This is a genomic window from Aquamicrobium sp. NLF2-7 (genome assembly GCF_022359935.1).
GTDB lineage: Bacteria > Pseudomonadota > Alphaproteobacteria > Rhizobiales > Rhizobiaceae > Mesorhizobium > Mesorhizobium lusatiense.
This window is the reverse complement of the sequence record NZ_JAKSED010000006.1, coordinates 91075-112799: the sequence shown is the minus strand read 5'-3', so window position 1 is coordinate 112799 and position 21725 is coordinate 91075. Positions and strand designations below refer to the sequence as shown.

The 21725-nt window shown below is 64.1% G+C and carries 18 protein-coding genes; 11 read left to right on the top strand and 7 right to left on the bottom strand.

What is annotated here, in order from left to right; all coding sequences use genetic code 11:
- Positions 1–169 precede the first annotated feature (169 nt).
- The 5 genes from MIC97_RS22605 to MIC97_RS22585 are packed head-to-tail and all read left to right on the top strand — an operon-like array spanning position 170 to position 5536.
- The gene (locus tag MIC97_RS22605; RefSeq protein WP_239802153.1) at positions 170–1453 is read left to right on the top strand and encodes an FAD-dependent oxidoreductase; all 1284 of its coding nucleotides are present in this window, start codon (positions 170–172) and stop codon (positions 1451–1453) included.
- A 38-nt stretch (positions 1454–1491) separates the two neighbouring features.
- Positions 1492–2226, top strand: coding sequence for a DUF1365 domain-containing protein (locus MIC97_RS22600; RefSeq protein ID WP_239802152.1), 735 nt, complete (start codon positions 1492–1494; stop codon positions 2224–2226).
- Entirely contained in the window at positions 2226–3392 is a 1167-nt protein-coding gene (locus MIC97_RS22595; protein WP_239802151.1) for a cyclopropane-fatty-acyl-phospholipid synthase family protein, read from the top strand. The genes MIC97_RS22600 and MIC97_RS22595 overlap by 1 nt, the downstream gene beginning before the upstream one ends.
- Positions 3393–4826, top strand: coding sequence for a deoxyribodipyrimidine photo-lyase (locus MIC97_RS22590; RefSeq protein ID WP_239802150.1), 1434 nt, complete (start codon positions 3393–3395; stop codon positions 4824–4826).
- A gap of 2 nt (positions 4827–4828) precedes the next feature.
- Positions 4829–5536 (top strand): tryptophan-rich sensory protein, encoded by a 708-nt coding sequence (locus tag MIC97_RS22585; protein WP_239802149.1) that lies wholly within the window; start codon positions 4829–4831, stop codon positions 5534–5536.
- 75 nt (positions 5537–5611) lie between these two features.
- Here MIC97_RS22585 and MIC97_RS22580 read toward each other — a convergent pair whose 3' ends face one another.
- Entirely contained in the window at positions 5612–6040 is a 429-nt protein-coding gene (locus tag MIC97_RS22580) for a fasciclin domain-containing protein (protein WP_239802181.1), read from the bottom strand.
- Between the two features lie 513 nt (positions 6041–6553).
- Positions 6554–6955 (bottom strand): hypothetical protein, encoded by a 402-nt coding sequence (locus tag MIC97_RS22575; protein ID WP_239802148.1) that lies wholly within the window; start codon positions 6953–6955, stop codon positions 6554–6556.
- A gap of 389 nt (positions 6956–7344) precedes the next feature.
- Here MIC97_RS22575 and MIC97_RS22570 point away from each other — a divergent pair, with 389 nt between their 5' ends.
- From MIC97_RS22570 to MIC97_RS22560, 3 genes are read left to right on the top strand one after another with little or no spacing between them, the layout of a single operon-like run.
- Complete coding sequence (locus tag MIC97_RS22570) at positions 7345–8106, top strand: damage-inducible protein (RefSeq protein ID WP_239802147.1); 762 nt, start codon at positions 7345–7347, stop codon at positions 8104–8106.
- A complete protein-coding gene (locus tag MIC97_RS22565) occupies positions 8021–9544 on the top strand; it encodes a DNA polymerase Y family protein (RefSeq protein WP_239802146.1) in 1524 nt (507 codons plus the stop codon). Before MIC97_RS22570 ends, MIC97_RS22565 begins: the two co-directional genes overlap by 86 nt.
- Positions 9541–12801 (top strand): error-prone DNA polymerase, encoded by a 3261-nt coding sequence (locus MIC97_RS22560; RefSeq protein ID WP_239802145.1) that lies wholly within the window; start codon positions 9541–9543, stop codon positions 12799–12801. The genes MIC97_RS22565 and MIC97_RS22560 overlap by 4 nt, the downstream gene beginning before the upstream one ends.
- A 371-nt stretch (positions 12802–13172) precedes the next feature.
- Here MIC97_RS22560 and MIC97_RS22555 read toward each other — a convergent pair whose 3' ends face one another.
- From MIC97_RS22555 to MIC97_RS22535, 5 genes are read right to left on the bottom strand one after another with little or no spacing between them, the layout of a single operon-like run.
- On the bottom strand, positions 13173–13547 hold the full coding sequence (locus tag MIC97_RS22555) for a hypothetical protein (protein WP_239802144.1): 375 nt from the start codon (positions 13545–13547) through the stop codon (positions 13173–13175).
- 15 nt (positions 13548–13562) lie between these two features.
- Entirely contained in the window at positions 13563–14255 is a 693-nt protein-coding gene (locus MIC97_RS22550) for an ABC transporter ATP-binding protein (protein ID WP_239802143.1), read from the bottom strand.
- A 1-nt stretch (position 14256) separates the two neighbouring features.
- Positions 14257–15390 (bottom strand): ABC transporter permease, encoded by a 1134-nt coding sequence (locus tag MIC97_RS22545; protein WP_239802142.1) that lies wholly within the window; start codon positions 15388–15390, stop codon positions 14257–14259.
- A complete protein-coding gene (locus MIC97_RS22540; protein ID WP_239802141.1) occupies positions 15387–16535 on the bottom strand; it encodes an efflux RND transporter periplasmic adaptor subunit in 1149 nt (382 codons plus the stop codon). Before MIC97_RS22540 ends, MIC97_RS22545 begins: the two co-directional genes overlap by 4 nt.
- 3 nt (positions 16536–16538) lie before the next feature.
- Positions 16539–17135, bottom strand: coding sequence for a TetR/AcrR family transcriptional regulator (locus MIC97_RS22535; RefSeq protein WP_239802140.1), 597 nt, complete (start codon positions 17133–17135; stop codon positions 16539–16541).
- 149 nt (positions 17136–17284) lie between these two features.
- Between MIC97_RS22535 and MIC97_RS22530 the strand changes: the two genes are divergently transcribed.
- The 3 genes from MIC97_RS22530 to MIC97_RS22520 all read left to right on the top strand — a co-directional run bounded on the left by MIC97_RS22530 (position 17285) and on the right by MIC97_RS22520 (position 21680).
- Positions 17285–18208 (top strand): LysR family transcriptional regulator, encoded by a 924-nt coding sequence (locus MIC97_RS22530; RefSeq protein ID WP_239802139.1) that lies wholly within the window; start codon positions 17285–17287, stop codon positions 18206–18208.
- A 133-nt stretch (positions 18209–18341) separates the two neighbouring features.
- Positions 18342–19577: a chromate efflux transporter gene (gene chrA / locus MIC97_RS22525; protein ID WP_239802138.1), complete on the top strand. Its 1236-nt coding sequence runs from the start codon at positions 18342–18344 to the stop codon at positions 19575–19577.
- Between the two features lie 114 nt (positions 19578–19691).
- Entirely contained in the window at positions 19692–21680 is a 1989-nt protein-coding gene (locus MIC97_RS22520; protein ID WP_239802137.1) for a cation-translocating P-type ATPase, read from the top strand.
- Positions 21681–21725: the final 45 nt, after the last annotated feature.

Here is a 21725-nt window from a genome sequence, read left to right as displayed (position 1 = left end):
CCATCGACTAATGGTTCGGCCATTGGTCGAAAAATTTCGCGGACCTGTGGTTTGGCAGACGCAAATGCAACGTTCATGTTGTGCATTACGGACGACGAAGTGATTCAGATCATTTTGATCCGAAGGCAGGTTCCGAGCGTAGCTTATCAGATCAAAAACCGAGGACCAAATGCCTTTTGACCTTGCCAAAGGCTGCCCGCAGCGCATTGCCATCGTAGGTGGAGGAATTTCGGGCCTCGCCTGCGCATGGCTGTTGTCGCTTCATCATCAGGTGACGCTATTTGAGGGCGAGCCCCGATTGGGCGGCCATGCCCGCACTGTTCTTGCAGGCAAGCGGGGGGACCGGCCGGTCGATACGGGATTTATCGTCTTCAATCACGTCAATTATCCTCATCTTACGGCGATGTTTCGCGATCTCGATGTGCCGCTGGCCAGAAGCGACATGAGTTTCGGCGTATCGCTGGATGGGGGGCGGGTGGAATATGCGTTGCGGTCCGGCAATGCGCTTTACGGGCAGCGACGCAATATGCTCGATCCGCGCTTTCATCTGATGATCCGGGACATTCTGCGTTTCAACGCCGGCGCCGAAGCCGAGGTCGCCAGAACGCCCGACATGACCCTTGCTATGCTGATCGAGAATATGGGGTTGGGCGCGCGGTTCCGCGACCATTACCTTTATCCGTTTTGCGGGGCGATCTGGTCCACGCCCGATCACGATATCGGGGCATTCCCAGCCAGCGCGCTCGTGCGGTTCATGCGCAACCACGGTCTTTTATCGCGTGGCGAGCATCATCAGTGGTGGACAGTGGACGGCGGCTCGGTCCGCTATGTCGACAGATTAGCCGGGGTGCTCGACCGGGCCGGCGTCGTTCTGCGCCCGGGAACGCCGGTGCGATCGGTGGCGCGATCAGACCGTTCCGTGACCGTGCGCGGAAAGGGGATGGAAGTGGAGGAATTTGATCACGTCATTCTGGCCACCCACCCCGATCAGGCATTGGCAATGTTGACCGACGCCGACGCATCGGAACGGTCGGCCCTTTCGGCGATCCGCTTCCAGCCCAACCATGCCATACTGCATGCCGACCAGTCGGTGATGCCGCGGCGCCGCCGCTGCTGGAGCTCGTGGATCAGTCGCAGCGGTCCGGGATCTGCTGGTGTCGGGGTCAGCTACTGGATGAACCGGCTGCAGAACATTCCCGAAGATGATCTGCTGTTTGTCACGCTCAACCAGCAGGACGGCATCGATCCGCGGCTGATCTACGATCAGGTGACGTTCCGCCATCCGGTTTTCGATCTGTCGGCGGTCGAGGCGCAGGCGCGGATTGCCGCGATGCAGGGCAGGCGCAACACATGGTTTGCCGGAGCTTGGCTGCGCAACGGTTTCCACGAAGACGGTTTCGCCAGCGCCATGCGCATCGCGCGCCTTCTGCTGCCCACGACAGTGCTGCAATGACACTCGCCGCGCGCCTTGAGGCAGGCGAAGTGCTGGCTATGGCTGCACTGGTCACCCATGCCCGACGCGGTGAATTGCGTCACACATTCCGCACCCATGCAGATCATGTGCTGCTGGCGCCCGAACATTTTCGTCCTCCAAGGCTTATGGGACACAACGAGTTCAACATGATTGCCTTTCATGATGCCGACCATGGCGGACCGCGCGGCGCGGGCGCCGGGGCGGTGTGGGCGTGGCGACGCTTTGTCGAGGCGGGAATTATGCGCCGTTCGGGGCTGGTGCTGGCGCTGCTGACGCAGCCGCGCTTTCTGGGCTACTGGTTCAACCCGGTCAGTTTCTGGATGCTGATCGAGGGTGATGCGCTGATCGCGGTGATCGCCGAGGTCAATAACACCTTTGGTCAACGTCACAGCTACCTGCTGGCCCGGCCCGACCTTACCCCGATCACGGCCCAAACGGCGCTGACCGCACGCAAGGTCTTTCACGTCTCCCCGTTCCAGGAGGTTGCGGGCCAGTATCATTTCAGGTTCGCGCTCCACTCCGATCGTATCGCCATCCGCATCGCCCAAGAGGAGGACAGTGCCGGCATCGACACCTCAATGTCGGGCCGGCTGTCCCCGCTTACCCCGGCCAGGATTCTTGCAACCACCTTTCGCCGGCCCGGCGGCGCGCTGCGCGTGATCGCACAAATCTATTGGCACGCGCTGCGGCTGAAGCTGAAAGGCGCAGCCTATCGCCGCCTCCCCAGTCCCCCCGATCAGGAAATCAGTTGATGAGCCTTGCAACCCACTCCCTCAGATCCCGCTTCTTGTCAGCCCTCGAAGGGATCGACGACGGCATACTGATCCTGACGACGCCCGAAGGCACGCGCCATCGCTTTGGCACCACCGGTCCCGAGGTTGATTTCCAGATACGCGACTGGCGGCTGCTGCCACGCTTGGCGCTTCGTGGCGATGTGGGATTGGGTGAAGGCTGGATCGCCGGCGACTGGCACAGCGAAACGCTGGAGGATACGCTGGCGCTCGCGCTGCGCAACCTGAGCCTTCGCGCCGGGTGGGGCGAGCCGCGGCGGTTTCATGCGATGCGGATGCGGCTGGTTGACCGGTTAGTGCGGCTGAATAGCTTGCGCGGATCGCAGCGCAACATTCGAGCACATTACGATGTCGGTAATGAGTTCTACCAGCTTTGGCTCGACCCCGGCATGACCTATTCCTCGGCGCTGTTTGCGGAGGGCGATGACCTGCCCCGTGCCCAGGCCCGAAAGAACGGGCGCATCCTGTCCCGCCTCGCATCCGGCCAAAGCCTGTTGGAAATTGGCTGCGGCTGGGGTGGGTTTGCCGAAGCCGCCGCCGAGCGGGGCCACGACGTAACCGCAATCACGATTTCACCGTCGCAAAAAGGCTATGCTGACGCTCGGCTTGATGGACGCGCCGAGGTTCGGCTTCAGGATTACCGGCAGGTGAGGGGCCGGTTTGACAACATCGTGTCGATCGAGATGATTGAAGCGGTAGGCGAACGCTATTGGCCAACCTATTTTGCCACCCTCAAGGCGTGCCTGGCGCCGGGTGGGCGCGCCGTCTTGCAGGCGATCACCGTGCCGGACGCCGAGTTTTCGGTCTATCGAGGCCGGTCAGATTTCATCCGCCAGTATGTCTTTCCGGGCGGTATGCTTCCCTGTTCCGCCATTATCGCCCATGAGGCGGCAAAGGCCGGGTTGCGTGTGCGGGACAGTCACTCCTTTGGGCACGATTATGCCCGCACCTGCCGGATCTGGTGCGAGACGATGATGCAACGAAGCGCGCGCATCCAGCAACTGGGCTATGACAAGACTTTCCTGCGCGGCTGGCAGTTCTATCTGGAAGGCTGCGCGGCCGCGTTCGCTACATCGCGCTGCGACGTGGTCCAGGTAACGCTCGGCCACGCGGACGAGACTGTTTGAATGACTGTGCCCGGCATCATTTGGCTGACACGCGACTTCCGCCTGCACGACAACCCTGCGCTTCTCGCGGCGATTGCCGATGGACCGCTGGTGCCAGTTTTTTTCATTGATCAGCTGACCATGGCCCAAGGTGCGGCCAGCCGCTGGCGGCTGGTGCGGGCGCTGAAAGCTTTTGACAGGTCGCTGCGCGCTCGCACCGGCGGCAAGGGCATCACCGTTCTGCGCGGCGAGGCGGATGAAATCCTGCCGGGGCTGATGGAATTGCTCGGGGCACGCAGGCTGCACCAGACGGACTGGCCCACACCGGAAATGCGAACGCTGCAGGATCGGGTTCGCGAGCGCTTGCGTCCTTTGGACGCTAGGCTGATCCAGCATCGAGGCCATCTTCTGGTCGACCCCGGTAAAATCCGCACCGGCAATGGCGACCCTTACCGGGTCTATTCACCCTTCGCACGCGCTGTGCGGCGGCTTGGGCCCGATCGGCCTGCACCTGATGCTCCCGCGCGCATCTCAGCGTTCCCCCAGCCGCCAGAAGGGCTTGACCTGAACACGCTGAATCTGGCCCCAGATCTCCATCGCGGTCGTGCCGCACTGGAGAAATTCGCTACGCCCGCGGGCGAGGACGCCGCACTTGCCCGGCTCGACGAGTTCCTCGATCGTGCTCGTGATTATCCGGGTGGGCGTGACCGTCCAGATCTCGAAGCTACCTCGGGCCTCTCCGAACATCTGGCGCTGGGCGAAATTAGCCCTCGCACGCTGTGGGCGCGGGCCATGTTACGGGCTGAAATGTCACCCGAACAGGACGCCGGTATCTGCAAGTTCCTGTCGGAAGTGATCTGGCGCGAATTTTCTTGGTATCTGCTGGTCGAATTTCCAAACTTGCCTTCCGCATGCTGGCGGCGCGAATGGGAAGAGTTTCCATGGCGCAAGGATGGCGCTGATCTCATCCGCTGGCAGCGAGCGCAAACCGGGGTCGCTCTTGTCGATGCCGGACTGCGACAGATGTGGTTGACAGGACGGATGCACAATCGCGTTCGCATGGTGGTGGCAAGCTGGCTGACCAAGCACCTTCTGATCGACTGGCGCGCAGGGCTCGCCCATTTTGCCGATTGCCTGACCGACTGGGATCCGGCCGCCAATGCGATGAACTGGCAATGGGTGGCGGGATGCGGCCCCGACGCTGCGCCTTATTTCCGCATCTTCAACCCCGACAAGCAGGCTGAGCAATACGATCCGCAAGGCGAGTATCGTCGACGCTGGCTGGCCGGGTTCGATGTTTCCGCCAACCCAGATGCGGCCGCATGGATGGAAAGTACCCCCCGTGCATGGCACGCAGGACGATGGCGCGCTGGGCCACCCTCCATGCTGACAGAGGGGCGTGAGGCTGCGTTAGCTGCACTGGCACATTTCCGCGCCGCAACATCGGAGAACTGAAAATGAGTGACCGAATGGCCAGACTTATCGTTCTGCTCCTCGCTGTGGCGTTTGCGGTATCGCCTTTCCTTTCGAGCGGATTTGGCGGTTTTTACCCTGAGAGCTTCCCTGTACAAGTGGATCGCTGGCCTGCACAGCCGGTCGGATGGGCATTTTCCATCTGGGGCGTGATCTATCTGGGGCTGATCATCGCCGCGGCATGGGCCCTGTGGCGTCCGGCAACCATGCCCCAATGGGGTCGCGTGGGCTGGCCGCTCGGCGTCAGCCTGTCCATCGGTGTCTTGTGGATCGAGATGGCCATGCGCTCCCCGCCAATAGCCACAGCGATGATTCTGGCGATGTTGGCGGCCGCGACCATGGCCATGTTGCGGGCGGGTCGCGGCTGGCGCGAATGGGCGTCAATCGGTCTTTATGCTGGCTGGCTGACCGCTGCATCAGGGGTGGCGGTGTCCGTCATGGCAACAGGTTATGGGACTCTGTCGCCGCGAACAGCCGCCATCGCGCTGATTGTTTGTGTTCTAATCGCGGCGATTGCGGTAGCTGCGGCGCGGCCGCGAATTTGGACCTATCGCGCCGGTGTGATCTGGGCCCTGATCGGCGTCATCGTGGCGAACGCCGCCGCCGGCGACTGGCTGATTGTCACCATCTGCGGCGTGGGTATTTTGGTGCTCGCGCTGTTCGACAGCGTGGTCATATTGCGTCATCGTTGATCTTCAAAAAATAACGACCCTGGGCATTCGGCCAGGGTCGTTCATTATTGGCACCTGTCGAAGCGGTACTTCGTATCAATTGGCAGGCGGCATAATCACCGTGTCGATGACATGGATCACGCCGTTGGATGTCGCGATATCAGCCGTGGTGATGTTGGCGCCATTGACCTTGGCGCCGCCATCGAGCGTGAAAGTCACGTTGGCGCCCTGAACGGTGGCTGCCGTCATGCCTTTGGTCAGGTCCGAGGACATGACCGCGCCGGGAACCACATGGTAGGTCAGGATCGACACCAGCTGATCCTTATTCTCGGGCTTCAAAAGAGTATCCACTGTCCCTTCGGGCAGGGCAGCAAATGCCGCATCGGTGGGAGCGAAAACCGTGAACGGACCCTCACCCTTGAGCGTATCTACCAACCCCGCAGCTTGAACCGCCGCGACCAGCGTCGTGAAATCGCCCGCAGCAACGGCAGTATCGACAATATCCGAGGTCGCGTCTTGCGCCATTGCAGCGCCTGCCAGCACAGCCGTAGCGGCCGTCGTGATTAGAAACTTGCGCAGCATTCGAGTTCTCCCGTGTTTGATCAATCTGTTTGGCGAAGAGGCGTTTTTTCGTCTCTCCAACAGGGTTACGAAAGCTGCAAACCTCCGGATCAAATTTGCTTTCAGCGGAATTTTTGACCACGAATTGGGTCCGTTGGCTGGTGTTATCACCGTTTGGCCATGCGGTTTGTTGAGGTCTCACGCCATCGCGGATCAGGAGGTGATGTGCAAGGCCAGAGCGTGGCGGCCTGAATGCTAAGGTTTCCATTATCGGCGTGTGTCACGCATGGCCGTGGTCCGCGCACGGATCATCCAGAGGACGTGGCTTGCCGCCAACAGCGCCAAGGCGACTACCGGAATCAGCGGATGCGGCCCAATGGACAGCCCGCCGATCGCAGCTGAAGCCAAGGTATGTACGAGCAGCAGGCTATTGGCCGCGACGAACAGCCAGGTGATGCTCCTCTCCGGCGCCTGCCGTTAGGTAAGCGCCATAGCGGCGACGAAGGCGCCGCCCACCAGCATGCCGGCAGCAATGACGTCGAGGACGAGGCTCGCCGTAAGGGGCGCCCCGGCGTTGAACGCGGACAGCCGCTCGTGGAAACCGGTCAGGGAGTTTGCCCAGAGGAGCACGATCGCGGCCAGCGCGATGGAGACGATGAGATAGGGCCCATGCGTCAGCCGGCGCACCACGTCGCGAAACCAGGGCGTGCGCGAAAGAACGAACAGCACGGCATAGGCCGCAATGAGCGGTGGCACGAGAAAGAGCATGCCGGGAAGACCGGCAATGAAGCTCGGCACGAGCACCGCGACGAAGGTGATGCCGGCCAGGGCATAGGCCGCGACAAATCGACGTGTGGTGGTCTGTCCGGTGGCGCGCACCCTTCGCTCTCCACTATCCGTTTACGCTCAATTGCCCTCCGGTCTTGGAAGAGGGCAATCAATCGCATTCGAACAGCAGCGTAGCCTATTTCAAAGCTGTCGGTCGGATCAACACCGGCGTTCATTCGCGCGACGTGCTATGACGCCTCGCGGCACGTTGCCCCTCGTTCAATTTTTCCAGATACGCCGCACTCAGCTTCGTTCGCCTCGTATCCATATGCGAATCAATGACAATCGTCAGTTGCTGCGTCGTTGATTGCCGCCAAGTCCCCATCCGCACCAGAAGGACTCCCATGGAAGCTCGATTGACTCATTCTTGGAAACGGAACAAATAATGAACATAACGGCGCCCCGGCGCATTGAAAAGCCATTTGGAGACCCTTTTCGCCATGCAAAGCCGCGTGGACAGGCCTGCTATTGCCGAACTTCGGGAGCGCATCGCGCATCTCGAGCGCGGTTCCGGCCGTGTACGCGAAATTCTGCCTTTCGGCGTCCCCGAGATCGACCGAAGACTGCCGGGAGGAGGGTTGGGGCTAGGGGCGCTGCATGAGGTGGCCGGCGGCGGCAATGGCGCCATTGATGGTGCGGCGGCGGCGCTCTTTGCTGCCGGGATCGCCGCCCGGACAAAAGGGAAAGTGCTCTGGATCGTGACGCGGGCGGACCTTTTTGCGCCGGCGCTCGCGCAGGCGGGTCTTGCGCCTGATCGCGTCCTACATGCCGAAGTCAGCGACGAGAAATCGGTATTGGCCTGTTTCGAGGAAGGCCTGCGTTATCGCGGTCTCGGCGCCGTAGTCGCCGAAACGGCGCATCTGTCGATGACGGCCTCGCGGCGCTTGCAGCTCGCCGCCGAAGGCGCCGGAACCATCGGTCTCGCCATACGCCGCTGGCGGCGGCAGAGCGAAGCGGGCGATTTCGGGCAGCCGACGGCAAGTTCCACGCGCTGGCGCGTATCGGTATTGCCCTCCGATCCCCTGCCGGTTCCCGGTCTTGGCCGCGCACGCTGGCTGCTTGAGCTGATCCGGGCCAGGGCTGGAGAAAGTGCGGATTTTGAAGTGGAGGCTTGCGATGCCAAGGGTCATATCGCTCTTCCTTCCGAGGTGGCCTACCGACCGCCTCAGAAGGAAGTCGGGCGACGCATCGCCTCCGCCTGAGGCGCCGCTCGTCCTTGCCGGCCGGCTGGGCCGGCGTAGATCGGTCACTGCGCTCGACGCTAATGCTCAGACGCTTGGTGTCAGCATCGGCATGGCCGTCGCCAAGGCCCAGGCGCTCGTGCCGGGGCTCGTGGTGCTCGACGCCGATCCCGCAGCCGACAGGGAAGGGCTCGACAGGCTGGCGCTCTGGGCGCTGCAGCGGATCTCGCCGGTTGTCGCCGCTGATCCGCCGGACGGGCTCGTAATCGACACCACCGGCGCCGATCATCTTCATGGCGGTGAAGCGGCGATGCTCGAAACGATGGTGAAAAAATTTGCGCAGTCGGGTGTCGAGGCCCGCGCCGCCATGGCCGATACATGGGGCGCGGCGCATGCCGTGGCGCGCTTCCTGCGTCGGGGCACGGCGATTGTTCCCGCCGGCGGAAGCGAAGTTGCCCTGCGCCCCCTTCCGCTCGCCGCCTTGCAGCTTGAAACAGAAACCGTCGGCGGCCTGCACACGCTTGGTTTCGAGACTGTCGGCGACCTGATCGACCAGCCGCGGGCGCCGCTTGCCCTGCGCTTTGGCCCAGAGATCGGGCGACGCCTCGACCAGGCGCTCGGTGTCGTCGCCGAACCCGTCGACCCGATCCGCTCACCGGAACTGGTCGAGGTGCGCCGTGTCTTCGGCGAGCCGATCGGGGCGGCCGAAACCATCGCCCGCTATACGGGCAAGCTGGCCGATGCCTTGTGCCGCGAGCTCGAGCAGCGCGGGCTCGGCGCGCGCCGGCTCGATCTTCTGTTTCATCGCGTCGACAACACCATGCAGTTCATCCGGGTCGGGATGGGCCAGCCGGTGCGCGACCCCAAACGGCTGACACGCCTGCTCTGCGACAAGATCGAAACCGTCGATCCGGGCTACGGCATCGAGATCATGGTGCTGGTCGCGATCGAAGCCGAGCCGTTGCGCGAGAAACAGGCCATCTCTTCGCTGGTCGAGGCTCCCGAGGCGGATGTCTCGGACCTGATCGACGTGCTCGCCAACCGGATCGGCGAGAACCGGATCTGTCGCTTCGTTCCCGTTCAGAGCGACGTGCCCGAGCGCTCTGTTGCGCGCGTGCCGGCGCTCGCGCCCGAGACCGGCGCTACATGGGAGGGCGACTGGCCGCGCCCGCCGCGGTTGCTGCCCCGGCCCGAACCGATCGAGACCATGGCGCTGTTACCCGACCATCCCCCGGCCTGGTTCACCTGGCGCGGCGTGCGCCGGCGCGTGCGTCGCGCCGACGGTCCCGAACGTATTCGGGGAGAATGGTGGAAGCGCGATGCCGAACTGAAGACGGTGAGGGATTATTTCCGGGTTGAGGATGAGGCCGGCGAGCGCTATTGGCTGTTCCGGTCCGGCGACGGTGAACATGCGGAATCCGGCAGCCAGCGCTGGTTCCTGCACGGGATCTTCGGATGAGCGGGGCCCGCTACGCCGAACTGCAGGTGACCTCGCACTTTTCGTTCCTGCGCGGGGCGAGCTGCTGTGAGGAACTGTTCGCGCAAGCCACCACGATGGGCATCGAGGCGCTCGGCATCGTCGATCGCAATTCTCTGGCCGGTATCGTCCGGGCCCATGAAGCGGCCAGGACCGCCGGTATCCGCCTTGTGGTGGGTTGCCGGCTCGACCTGGCCGACGGCATGTCGATCCTCGTCTATCCGACCGATCGTCCCGCCTATGCCAGGCTTTGCCGTCTGCTCTCGCTCGGCAAGAAGCGGGCGGGCAAGGGTAAATGCCAACTCGAATGGCCCGATATCGTCGCCTATGGCGAAGGACTTCTCGCTATTCTCATCCCCGATCGGGCCGACGAGACCTGCGCCTTGCAGTTGCGCCGCCTGCGGGAGACGTTCGGCGACCGCGCCTATATGGCGCTCACCTTGCGCCGGCGGCCCAATGACCAGCTTCGGCTTTGGGAGCTCTCGACAATGGCGGCAGCGGCCCGCGTGCTGACCGTGGTCACCAATGACGTGCTTTTCCACGAACCGGACCGCCAGCTGATGCAGGATGTGGTGACCGCCATCAGACACAACGTCACGATCGACGAGCTCGGGCACCGCCGTGAGCGGTTCGCCGACCGCTATCTCAAAGCTCCTGAAGAAATGCACCGGCTGTTTGGCCGCTATCCCGAAGCACTGGCTCGCTCGGTCGAGATCATGGAGCGCTGCAGGTTTTCGCTCGATGAGCTCGCCTATCAATATCCGGAAGAAAAGCTCTTCCCTGAACTGACGCCGCAACAGGCGCTTGAAAAATTCACCTGGGAAGGAGCTGATGAACGGTATCCCGAAGGCCTGCCGGACAAGGTCCGGGGCAATCTCGAGCACGAGCTTGCGCTGATCGGGAAGCTCGACTACGCCCCCTATTTCCTGACCGTCAACGCCATTGTCCGCTTTGCGCGCTCCAGGGACATCTTGTGCCAGGGTAGGGGCTCGGCGGCCAACTCGGCCGTGTGCTTCGTGCTCGGGATCACCTCGGTCGATCCGGATCGCAACGATCTTCTGTTTGAGCGCTTCGTCTCCGAAGAACGCCGCGAGCCCCCCGATATCGACGTCGATTTCGAACACGAGCGGCGCGAAGAGGTGATCCAGTGGGTGTACGAGACCTATGGCCGTGAGCGAGCGGCGTTATGCGCGACCATCATCCGCTATCGCGCCAAGGGTGCGCTACGTGATGTTGGCAAGGCGCTCGGCCTGCCTGAGGACCTGACGAAAACCCTGTCGTCACAGGTATGGGGCTGGTCGGAGGGCGTTGAGCAAAAACACGCCGAAGACCTCAACTTCAATATGGGTGACCGACGCCTGCGGCTGGCGCTTGAGATCGCACATCAACTCGTCGGCACCCCTCGCCATATTTCTCAGCACCCCGGCGGCTTCGTCCTGACCCGTGACCGGCTCGATGAGCTCGTGCCGATCGAACCTGCCGCCATGGAAGACCGCCAGGTGATCGAATGGGACAAGGACGACATCGACGCCCTCAAATTCATGAAGGTCGACGTCCTGGCGCTCGGCATGCTGTCTTGCATGCGGCGCGCTTTCGATCTTCTCGCCGAGCACAAGGATACCAGACTCGATCTGGCCTCCATCCCGGCCGAGGATCCGCGCACCTATGCCATGATCCGCAAGGCCGATACGCTCGGCACGTTCCAGATCGAATCTCGCGCCCAGATGGCGATGCTGCCGCGCCTGAAGCCGCGAACCTTCTACGATCTCGTCATTCAGGTCGCGATCGTTCGTCCCGGTCCGATCCAGGGCGACATGGTCCATCCCTATCTGCGCCGGCGCGAGGGCAAGGAAGATGTCAGCTACCCATCGCTCGAGCTTGAAGCGGTGCTCGGCAAGACCCTTGGCGTACCGTTGTTTCAGGAGCAGGCGATGCGGGTTGCGATTACCTGCGCCGGCTTTTCAGCCGGTGAGGCGGATCAGCTGCGTCGCGCCATGGCCACCTTTAAGCATACGGGCACGATCTCGAGTTTCGGGCAGAAACTAATCTCCGGCATGGTCACCAATGGCTACACGGCCGAATTCGCCGAACAGATCTTTCGTCAGCTCGAAGGTTTCGGCTCCTATGGCTTTCCCGAAAGTCATGCCGCGAGCTTCGCACTGATTGCTTACGCATCCGCCTGGATGAAATGTTGGCATCCTGATGCCTTCTGCTGTGCATTGCTCAACGCCCAGCCGATGGGCTTTTATGCTCCGGCGCAGATCGTGCGCGACGCGCGTGAGCATGGAGTCGAGGTCCGGCCGGTCTGCGTCAACGCCTCACGATGGGATTGCACACTCGAGCCGATCGAGCACGATGACGGCCGCTTTGCCGTGCGGCTCGGCCTGCGAATGATCAAGGGGATTGGGAACGCTGAGGCGGCGTGGCTTGTGTCGTGCCGCGGAGACCGTTCCTTTGCCTCGCTCGACGACCTCTGGCGCCGTGCTGGCATCCCCGCCGCCGCATCGGTGGCACTCGCCGAGGCCGATGCCTTCCGGCCTGCGCTTGGTCTCGCGCGGCGTGAGGCGCTCTGGGCAATCAAGGCACTCAGGGATGAGCCCTTGCCTCTTTTTGCGGCTGCGGCGCAGCGGGAGACCGAGGTCCTGCCCGAGCAGAATGAACCAGTAATATCGCTCCGGCCGATGACCGCAGGCAGCGAGGTGGTTGAAGACTATGGCCATGTCGGCCTGACTCTGCGCCAGCATCCTGTTTCCTTCCTCCGGGCGAACCTTTCACGCACGCGTATCCTGACCTGTGCGGAAGCCGTCAGGTCACGAGATCGGCACTGGGTCGAAGTCGCGGGCCTCGTTCTTGTCCGTCAGAGACCCGGCTCGGCAAAAGGCGTCATGTTTATGACGATCGAGGACGAGACCTCTGTCGCCAATATCATCATCTGGGAGAAGGTGTTCGAGAAATTCCGTCGAACCGTCCTTGGCTCCGGTATGATCGGCATCAAGGGTAGGGTTCAGCGCGAGGGCGAGGTGATCCACATCGTGGCCCATCATCTCACAGATCTGTCGGCCGAACTCGCCAGCATTGGCGCGCGTGAATTGCTATTTCCGCTGTCGCAGGATCTCGGCGACGGCCTTCAGCACGGTTCCTCAGAATCTGATCCGCATGACCTGCCAATGCCAGCGAACCTGGGCGATGATCACGGCCGCCCAGACGAAATCAAAGTGAAGACGCGAGATTTTCGATAACGACATTGAGCAGCATCCGAAATAGGCTTGCCCACTTACAGGTTTGGTAGTGTGTCGTGACCAACACGCAAAGGTACCATGCCGAGCGCACGCAGGTCGAACAAGCTAGCTGTTTGATCCCGGCTTCTTTGGGTAGAGAGGGAGAGGCCGGGACCAGGCTCGCGAAGCCGCGAGTGCAGACAGATTGCGTTTGCCGGCCGAGAAAAACAAGGGGCGTGCTTCTGTAAAAAATCTCTGCCTGAATTCCCGGAGAACCGGCGCCAAATGGTCGGCAGCAAGTTTAGATCGTTCCGGCCTGACAATTCATCATATTGCGACACTGGTCGTAGCGAATACCGGCCGGCATGCAGCGCAGTCGCGGGGAGATACAATTATGGCCGGCGAGCCTTTATCGAAACTGTCGCGATAGCAATCCAGACGCCGAGCCGCAGGGTCATGGCGGCCATCGTGCGGTTTTCGTAGGCCCCGCCGCGCCATACATGCCAGAGGAAGAAAGCAAAGACCACGGCCGTGGTCGCTGCTATAATGATGGACAGGGCAGGCGCCCAGGCGGTACCGCGCCAAAGGCCGGTCCCTGCCAGCAGATAGGCGAAGCCGGCCACGAAGTTGAACCACAGCACGAAGGGAACCGTCGCGCCCATATCGACCCCGCCGAAAAGCGCGCGGCCGCCCGAAATGACGGTGGCCAGGCCAAACACCACTGCCACGCCGGAAGCGATGGAATGAGAGAGGGGTCTTGCGGTCATAACAATCCTCCGGTGTCACGCGCTGACCAGGCTGCCGTCACGCAGGTGGATCAGGCGGTCGAAACGGTCAAAAATCTTCTCGTCATGAGTGACGGTGACGATGCAGGCTTCCTGCTCGGCGGCAAGCTTGCGCAACAGGTCCATCACCAGTCCGGCCCGCTTGCTGTCGAGCGCGGCGGTCGGTTCGTCGGCGAGGATGATGCGGGGGCGGTTGGCCAGCGCCCGTGCGATGGCCACACGCTGCGCCTCGCCGCCTGACAGGAGAGCCGGCTTGGCCGCGGCGCGGCGGCCGACCTCAAGATAATCGAGCAGTTCGCGTGCCCGCGCCCGGCCGGTCTCCGCCGACCAGCCGGCAAGGTCGAGGACCACCGCCACATTCTCTTCCGCCGTCAGGAAGGGCAGAAGATTATGCGTCTGGAAGATGAAGCCGATCTTGTCGAGCCTGAGGCGCCGCAGGTCGCGCCGCAGCCATCGCCCGTCGAACACCGTCTCGCCGTCCAGCGTCACCTTTCCCGACGATGGCGCAAGGATGCAGCCGATGACGTTGAGCAATGTCGTCTTGCCCGAGCCGGAGGGGCCGAGCAGCGCGATCACCTCGCCGGCGCGGACCTGAAGGTCGACGTCGCGCAGCGCATCGACGCGGGTTTCGCCCTCGCCGAAATGCTTGGCCACGCCCTTTACATCGATCAGGATTTCGCCAAGCGCCATATCAGCTTCCCAGAGCCGTCGCCGGATCGACCTTCATTGCCGCCCGCACGCCAAGGCCCGAGGCGGCGATGCAGACGGCGAAGATGATCCCGGCCAGCACCATGGCGTTGAACGGTTCCAGCACCACCCGGCGCGGGAAATAGTCCTTCACCGTCAGGATCAGCGCGAGTCCGATCCCCCAACCCGACGCGCCGAGGATCAGCGCCTGCTGGACGATCAGCCCGACGATGGTGCGATCGGGCGCGCCGATCAGCTTCAGCGTCGCGATCTGCTTCAGCTTCTCCATCGTCATCGTGTAGATGATCAGCGCGATCACCACCGCCGAGACGCTGAGCAGGATGCCGAGAAACAGGCCGATCTGCCGCCGCGCCAGATCGACCACCGAGGAAACCAGAATGTCCTCCTGCTCGGCTTGCGTCAGCGCCGCCAGATGCTTCCACTGCCGCACGGTCGCGGTCAGAAGCTCGACATCCGCGCCGGGGGCCACCCGCGCGATCACAGCCGCGACCGAGGCGGACTTGACCGAAACGGCCCCCCGCGCCGCCTGAACGCGCTGGGCTGCGGGGTCAAGCTCGGTCTGCAGCGCCATCGCGTCGGCCAGCGTGATATAGACCGCCGGATCGCCGCCCGCGTTCATTGCCCCTTCGACCAGCCCGACCACGGTGAACCGGTTGCGCCCGAGACGGATCGTCTCGCCGGGCAGAAGACCGGTCTTGCGGTCGGCCACCAGTTCGAAATGGCTTGTGCCGATGCCGCGCCCCTCGGCGATGCGTGACGGGCCGCCTGGATGTCCCGGCTCGTAGCCGATGACGTAGAGCCGCAGCGAAGCGCCGGCATGGGCGGATTCGATATTCTGGAAATTGATCGCGCCAGCCTCGGCCACGCCTTGCATCCGCGCCACGGCATCGCGCGTGGTCAGCGGGATGTTCGAGGCTTCGGCGAACGGCCCCTTGGTGCCGCTCTCGACCACCCAGACATCCGCCGCCGGAGCTTTCACGACCGCCAGGGCATCGGCGACAAGGCCGTTATAGATGCCGATCATCGACAGCACGACCGTCATCAACAGCCCCAGCCCGAAACAGGTGAGGACGAAGCGGAACAGTCCGTGGCGTATATCCTTGAGGGCAAGGTTCATGGCGTGGTCCCGATCCGGGCCCGCCGCCCCTCGGTCGCGCCTTTCGGTATCCGGGCGACGATTGAGGCGCCTTCCGACAGGCCGCCGGTGACCTCGACCCGGCCACGATCGTCGCGCGCGCCAAAAGTCAGTTCGGCCTGCTCCAGCCGTCCGTCCCGCACCAGCCAGACAAGGCCGCGATGCCCGTCGAAACCGGCGATCGCCACCTCCGGCACCATCAGCGCACTGTCACGGTTGCCGGTGGTGACGCGCACCTCAGCCTGTTCGCCGAGATACATCGGCTCGGGACAGTCCGTGCAGGTCAGCCAGATCCGGCGCTCCTCGTTCACCCGGTCGCTTTCAAGCCCGATGCGGGCGATGGTGCCCTGGAATTCTGCCTGCGGCTGCGAGCGCAGCCGGATCGTGCCGGGTTGGCCAAGCGCAAGCTGGCCGGCGCGCTCCTCATCGACATAGGCCTGTATCCAGACCGTTTCGGGAGCGATCAGCGTGAAGATCGGATCGCCGGCCCGCACCACCGTTCCCGCTTCGGCGTGGCGCGTGACGATCACCGCGTCATAAGGCGCTGTCAGCCGATGGCGGGCAAGAAGGACCTTTTCCTGTTCCAGTGCGGCGGCCGTGTCGGCGCCCTGAGCACGGATCACCGCAACATCCGCTTCGGCAACCGCAAGATCGGCACGGGCGACGTCCTCGTCGCGCTGCGCTTCCTCGGCGCGCTGGATCGAGGTCACATCGCGCTGTGCCAGACCTTGCAACCGTCGATTCGCTGCCTCGCGCTGTACCAGTACGCTGCGGGCGCGGACCACCGTTGCCTCGGCGCGGGCGAGGGCGGCGACGTTGGCCTCGACCGCAGCACGGGCGCGGGCGGTGCGTGCTTCCTGTTCGGCCGGATCGAGGGTCGCCAGTTCCTGCCCCTTGGCCACCCGGTCACCGGCGTCGGCAGCCAGCGCGGTGAGGGCAGCGCCAGCCTCGAACCCCACCCGGCTGAGGATCCGCGCCTCGACCGAGCCGAGGCCGTAGATGCGCAGGGACACATCCTGTTCGGGCTGCACCACGCTGACGGTGAGTGGCCGTTCGGTGAGGAACAGCACACCCGCGCCCAGCACCACAACTGCCGCCACCGCACCGTAGATCCATCGAAGCCGCATGGTCTAATCCTCCTTCGCGGCCAGAAGCCGCAGCTGCACGTCGAGGAGCCGCTTTCCTTCCCCGATCAGCGAGAAGTTGCGCGCCCCGAGCGACCAGCGGATCGCCATGCCCTGCACCAGCGAGGTCAGCAGCACGGCAGCATCCGCCGGGGCGACTTCGCGGCGCACGGAGCCGGCGTCCTGACCGCGCGCCAGTTCGGTGACGATCAGCGCCTGAAACTTCATCAGCAGATTCCGAAAGGCGGCGCGCAGATCCTCGTTGCCAACATTCAGCTCCCGCGAGAACAGCAGCATCGGCAGAGCCGGTGTGGCCACGATCTGCCCCAGTTGCGCGCCCATCAACGCCTTGACGCGATCGATAGGCTCGTCGGTCTCATTGAGAGCCTGCTCCCATTTCATAGCCAGTTCCCCGGCCACGTGGTCCGCCACGGCAAGCCACAGCATGTCCTTGGTCGAGAAATGCCGGAACAGGGCGGCCTGGCTCACGCCAACGGCGGCTGCCGCAGCGCCTGTCGTCACCCGGTCCGGGCCGATCCGATCGGCCAGGTCGAGGACTGCCGCGACGATTTCGGCCTTGCGCAATTCCGCGGGTTTTCGCATAAAGTACCTAGTAAGTGAGCAGTCACATACTTACGTGAGGCAATGATCGTGGTCAAGCTTTTGACGGGGCAAAGCGAACGTGCGGTATTGCCGGCAGGATGGCGGTGTGCTGCCGGCAATGGGAGCAGGCTTGCAAGGGGTGATCCTTCATGGATGCACAGAACCAGAACTGGGACGATCTGCGCTTCTTCCTCGCTGTGGCCCGGGCGGGCACGCTGTCAGGCGCGGCACGCAGCCTTGGCGTGACACACTCGACGGTATTTCGCCGTCTCGGCGCCTTCGAGGAACGTCTGGGTGTGCGGCTCTTCGAGCGGTTGCCGGACGGCTATGCGCTGACCGGCGCCGGCGAGGCCATGCAGGAGACCGCCATACGGATCGACGAGGAAATTATCGCCCTGTCGCGTCAGGTGACCGGACAGGACCAGCGCCTGAGCGGGCTTATCCGCATCACCGCCATCGACATGCTGGCGACCGGGTTGTTGCCGCCACATCTGGCGGCATTCCATGCAGCGCAACCGGGGATCGAATTGGAGGTGATCGTTTCGGACACTCCGCTGGACCTGACCCGACGCGAGGCCGATGTCGCTCTGCGCATCGGCAACACGCCGCAGGAAACGCTCGTCGGCCGGCGTGTCGGCCGGCTCGCATTCGGAGCCTATGCCTCTACACAACGCGCAGCTCAGGGGCTCGACGACGATCTTGCCAACAACGACTGGATCGGCTTCGGCCGGTCGCATGGAGCGATCAGCCATCGGCTGGCGGGTTGGCTGCCGACGGTGCGGCCGATCTACCGCACCAATTCGATCTCCGCCGCGATTGCCGCGGCAAGGGCCGGAATCGGCCTTGCGCCGCTGCCCTGCGCCGTGGCCGACCGCGCGCCCGACCTCGTCCGCATCGCCATGTTCCCGGAAGATTTCCGGCTGGACCTGTGGCTGCTGACCCATGAGGATCTGCGCAGCACCGCCCGCATCCGCGCCTTCATGGATTTCATGGCCGACGCGCTCGCTGCCGACGCCGATCTTCTGGAGGGCCGCCGAGCGCAGGCGGGCCGTCTCGGGACAGGCATGTCATGATGCTGATGGAGCGACAAGGGGTGGGCTTCGGCAGTCACCAGCCTGTTCCATTGCTCCAATACAGGGGCAATGCCGAATGCGTCGTCTCGTGGCGCCCGGCTGGCCCCGAAATCGCGAGCATCACGGAGAGATCATGCCCGCCAACGACACGCCGAATGTTGTGACCCAGCGCCGACGACAGGGAACGCCCGGCGAGGTTCTGGCCGCCTTCCTGAAACTGGGCCTCACCTCCTTCGGCGGACCGATCGCGCATCTGGGCTATTTCCGCGAGGAATTCGTCGCCCGGCGCGGCTGGATCGATGATCGTGGCTATGCCGATCTGGTCGCGCTGTGCCAATTCCTTCCGGGACCGGCTTCCAGCCAGGTCGGCTTCGCATTGGGCTTGCAGCGTGCCGGGCCGATGGGCGCGCTCGCTGCCTGGGCGGCCTTTACCTTGCCTTCCGCCCTGCTGCTGATGCTGTTCGCGCTCGGTGCGGCCGCGTTTTCAGGCCCGCTTGGCAGCGGGGTATTGCACGGGCTGAAACTCGTCGCGGTGGCCATCGTGGCGCAGGCGGTCTGGGGCATGGCGCGCACGCTCTGTCCCGACCGTTCACGCCAGACGATCGCGCTCGCCGCCGTCCTGATGGTGGTGCTGATCGGAGGCGCGACGGGCCAGTTGGGTGCGATCCTGCTCGGTGGGCTCGCCGGGCTCTGGCTTTGCCGGGACACAGCCGGAACACCGGGTGAAGCGCTGCATTTCCCGGTTTCGCGGCAGGCGGGAACAATTGCACTGGCCCTGTTCTTCATCCTGATCTTCGGCCTGCCGCTGGCGGTGGCGCTGTTTCCCGCGCAGGGTCTGGCGGTGATCGACGCCTTCTATCGCGCCGGTGCGCTGGTGTTCGGCGGCGGCCATGTGGTCTTGCCTTTGCTGGAAGCCGAAGTGGTTCGCACGGGCTGGGTCACGTCTGACACGTTCCTGGCCGGCTATGGCGCGGCCCAGGCGGTGCCGGGGCCGCTGTTCACCTTCGCCGCCTATCTCGGCATGCTGCTCGAACCCGGTCCGAACGGGATCGCCGGCGCGACGCTTGCCCTTTTTGCGATCTTCCTGCCGGGCTTCCTGCTGCTTGTCGGCGCGCTGCCGTTCTGGAACACGCTGCGCGCACGCTCCGGCGTGCGGGCGCCGATGGCAGGCGCGAACGCCGCGGTGGTCGGCATTCTGGGCGCTGCGCTCTACGATCCGCTCTGGGCCAGCGCAGTCGGCTCACCCTTCGACTTTGCGCTGGCGCTGACCTGCTTTGTGGCCCTGATGAGCTGGAAATTCCCGCCCTGGCTCGTGGTGTTGATCGCGGCTGCCGGCGGCGCGATCCTGGGGGTAAGCTCGATGTCGTGATGGAAAAGGAATAACGGAACCTGATCGACCGGGCGTGTCACGCCAGCCCATCCGGCGCGTCATCGCCGGTCTCCCCAGCCACTGCCGCCGTCGCGGCACAGCCAGGAACATGATTTGCAAATCGACCTCTCTTCCGACCGCTTCATGACAGCATTGACCGGCATCACGCTTGCCGGGATGGCGCTTGCGACTGTCGATGCCTTTTTGAGCCCCGGTCTATGGGGACCTGTCGGCCTGGTACTGGTCTATCTGGCCGGTGGTGTGCCGACCGGGGTCCGGGCCCTGACGTCGCTCTGGCGCGAGCGGGTGCTCGACATCGACCTTCTGATGATCGTGGCCGCCCTTGCCGCCGCGGCCGTGGGCGCGGCGCTCGAAGGGGCGGTGCTGCTGACTCTGTTCAGCCTCTCGACCACGTTGGAGCAACGGGCAATGGGCCGGGCGCGCCATGCGGTCGAGGCGCTGATGGCGTTGCGCCCCGACACTGCGCTCAGGCGCACTCCTGACGGCGCCGTCACGGAAGTTCCGGTCGGCGATCTCGTGGCTGGCGACCTGGTGGTGCTGCGCCCCGGTGCGCGCGTGCCGGCCGATGGCGAAGTGGTGGAAGGGGAAGGGTCGCTCGATGAGGCGACGATCACCGGCGAATCGATGCCGGTCGGCAAAAGCCGCGGTGCAAAGGTGTTCGAGGCCACGGTGAACCTTAATGCCGTGCTGGTGGTCCGCGTCACCCGCCCGGTCGCGGAAAGCACCGTGGCACGGATGATCGAGCTGGTGACCGAGGCACAGGCCGCGCGCGCTCCGTCCGAACGGTTCAGCGCCTGGTTCGGCCAGCGCTATACCATCGCGGTGCTGGTGGGCGCGGTGCTGGCTTTGGCGATATTCCTCGCACTCGGCTGGACAATGCAGGATGCGCTTTATCGCGCCGCGACGCTGCTGGTCGCGGCCAGCCCCTGCGCGGTGGTGATCTCGGTCCCGGCCGCAATCCTCTCGGCGCTGGCGGCGGCCGCGCGCGGCGGCGTGCTGTTCAAGGGCGGCGCGGCGCTGGAGACGCTGGCCGATGTCGATATCTTCGCCTTCGACAAGACCGGTACGCTGACCACTGGCAAGGCCGAGGTGACGCAGGTTGTGACGCGGGAACCCGAAGAGCGGTTCCTGTCATTGATCGCCGGTCTTGAGGTGCATTCCGAGCACCCGATTGCCGATGCGATCCGCCGCCACATCGACGAAAAAGGCATAACCGCCGCCGAGGTGCGCGATGTGGAAACCGTGCCCAGTGAGGGGATCACCGGGGAGGATGCCGTGGGCCCGCTTTGGGCCGGCAATCCGCGCATGGCCGCGCGCATGGGTGCATCGCTCGACGCGCCCGAATATGCGCAGCTGACGGACGGGAGCCAGACCGTGGTGTGGCTGGGGCGGGGAGATCGGGTCTATGGTGCGCTCACAGTCGCCGACCGCCCGCGCGAGACCTCGGCCACCGGACTGGCCGCGCTCAGGGCGGCTGGGGTGGACACTATCGCCATGATGACCGGCGACCGACGCCCTGTCGGCTTGCGGATCGCCGCGGAACTCGGACTGGAGGCAAAGGATGTCCATGCGGATCTGTTGCCCGAGGACAAGGTCCGGCTGGTGGGTGAGCTTGCAACAAGTGGAAAGGTGGCGTTTGTCGGCGACGGGGTGAACGACGCCGCCGCACTGGCGCGGGCCGATATTGGCATCGCCATGGGCGCGGCGGGCAGCGACGTCGCCTTGCAGGCGGCCGATGTCGCGCTGTTGTCGGAGGACATGGCCCGCCTTGCCGCCGCGCATCTTCTGGCGCGGCGCACGCGCCGGATCATCCGCCAGAACCTCGCCTTCGCCATCGGCATGATGCTGCTTCTGGTCGCATCGAGCCTGTTCTTCGCCCTGCCGCTGCCGCTCGCGGTCGTCGGACACGAAGGCGGCACGGTACTGGTGGTGATGAACGGTCTCAGGCTGCTCGCCGACCCGATCCGGGCGCGCAGTGCGACCTCACTGCGACGCCAACCCGCCGCCGGTCCTGTAGAGCCTTCATACCAGTCAGGGGTTTGGCCGGATGACGGCAATCCCGCTCGAAACGCGCGTAGATGAGGAAACCGATCGAGCTTCAGCAGGCGTCGAATGCCGGTCAAGAAC

Excerpts from the sequence above, each read along its gene's own strand:
- MIC97_RS22530 (WP_239802139.1), top strand. The coding sequence starts at position 17,285 with ATGGATGCACAGAACCAGAACTGGGACGATCTGCGCTTCTTCCTCGCT.
- MIC97_RS22550 (WP_239802143.1), bottom strand. The coding sequence starts at position 14,255 with ATGGCGCTTGGCGAAATCCTGATCGATGTAAAGGGCGTGGCCAAGCAT.
- MIC97_RS22565 (WP_239802146.1), top strand. The coding sequence starts at position 8,021 with ATGCCAAGGGTCATATCGCTCTTCCTTCCGAGGTGGCCTACCGACCGC.
- MIC97_RS22595 (WP_239802151.1), top strand. The coding sequence starts at position 2,226 with ATGAGCCTTGCAACCCACTCCCTCAGATCCCGCTTCTTGTCAGCCCTC.
- MIC97_RS22605 (WP_239802153.1), top strand. The coding sequence starts at position 170 with ATGCCTTTTGACCTTGCCAAAGGCTGCCCGCAGCGCATTGCCATCGTA.
- MIC97_RS22540 (WP_239802141.1), bottom strand. The coding sequence starts at position 16,535 with ATGCGGCTTCGATGGATCTACGGTGCGGTGGCGGCAGTTGTGGTGCTG.
- MIC97_RS22580 (WP_239802181.1), bottom strand. The coding sequence starts at position 6,040 with ATGGCGCAAGACGCGACCTCGGATATTGTCGATACTGCCGTTGCTGCG.
- MIC97_RS22585 (WP_239802149.1), top strand. The coding sequence starts at position 4,829 with ATGAGTGACCGAATGGCCAGACTTATCGTTCTGCTCCTCGCTGTGGCG.
- MIC97_RS22545 (WP_239802142.1), bottom strand. The coding sequence starts at position 15,390 with ATGAACCTTGCCCTCAAGGATATACGCCACGGACTGTTCCGCTTCGTC.
- MIC97_RS22560 (WP_239802145.1), top strand. The coding sequence starts at position 9,541 with ATGAGCGGGGCCCGCTACGCCGAACTGCAGGTGACCTCGCACTTTTCG.
- MIC97_RS22600 (WP_239802152.1), top strand. The coding sequence starts at position 1,492 with ATGGCTGCACTGGTCACCCATGCCCGACGCGGTGAATTGCGTCACACA.
- MIC97_RS22570 (WP_239802147.1), top strand. The coding sequence starts at position 7,345 with ATGCAAAGCCGCGTGGACAGGCCTGCTATTGCCGAACTTCGGGAGCGC.
- MIC97_RS22535 (WP_239802140.1), bottom strand. The coding sequence starts at position 17,135 with ATGCGAAAACCCGCGGAATTGCGCAAGGCCGAAATCGTCGCGGCAGTC.
- MIC97_RS22590 (WP_239802150.1), top strand. The coding sequence starts at position 3,393 with ATGACTGTGCCCGGCATCATTTGGCTGACACGCGACTTCCGCCTGCAC.
- MIC97_RS22555 (WP_239802144.1), bottom strand. The coding sequence starts at position 13,547 with ATGACCGCAAGACCCCTCTCTCATTCCATCGCTTCCGGCGTGGCAGTG.
- chrA (WP_239802138.1), top strand. The coding sequence starts at position 18,342 with ATGCCCGCCAACGACACGCCGAATGTTGTGACCCAGCGCCGACGACAG.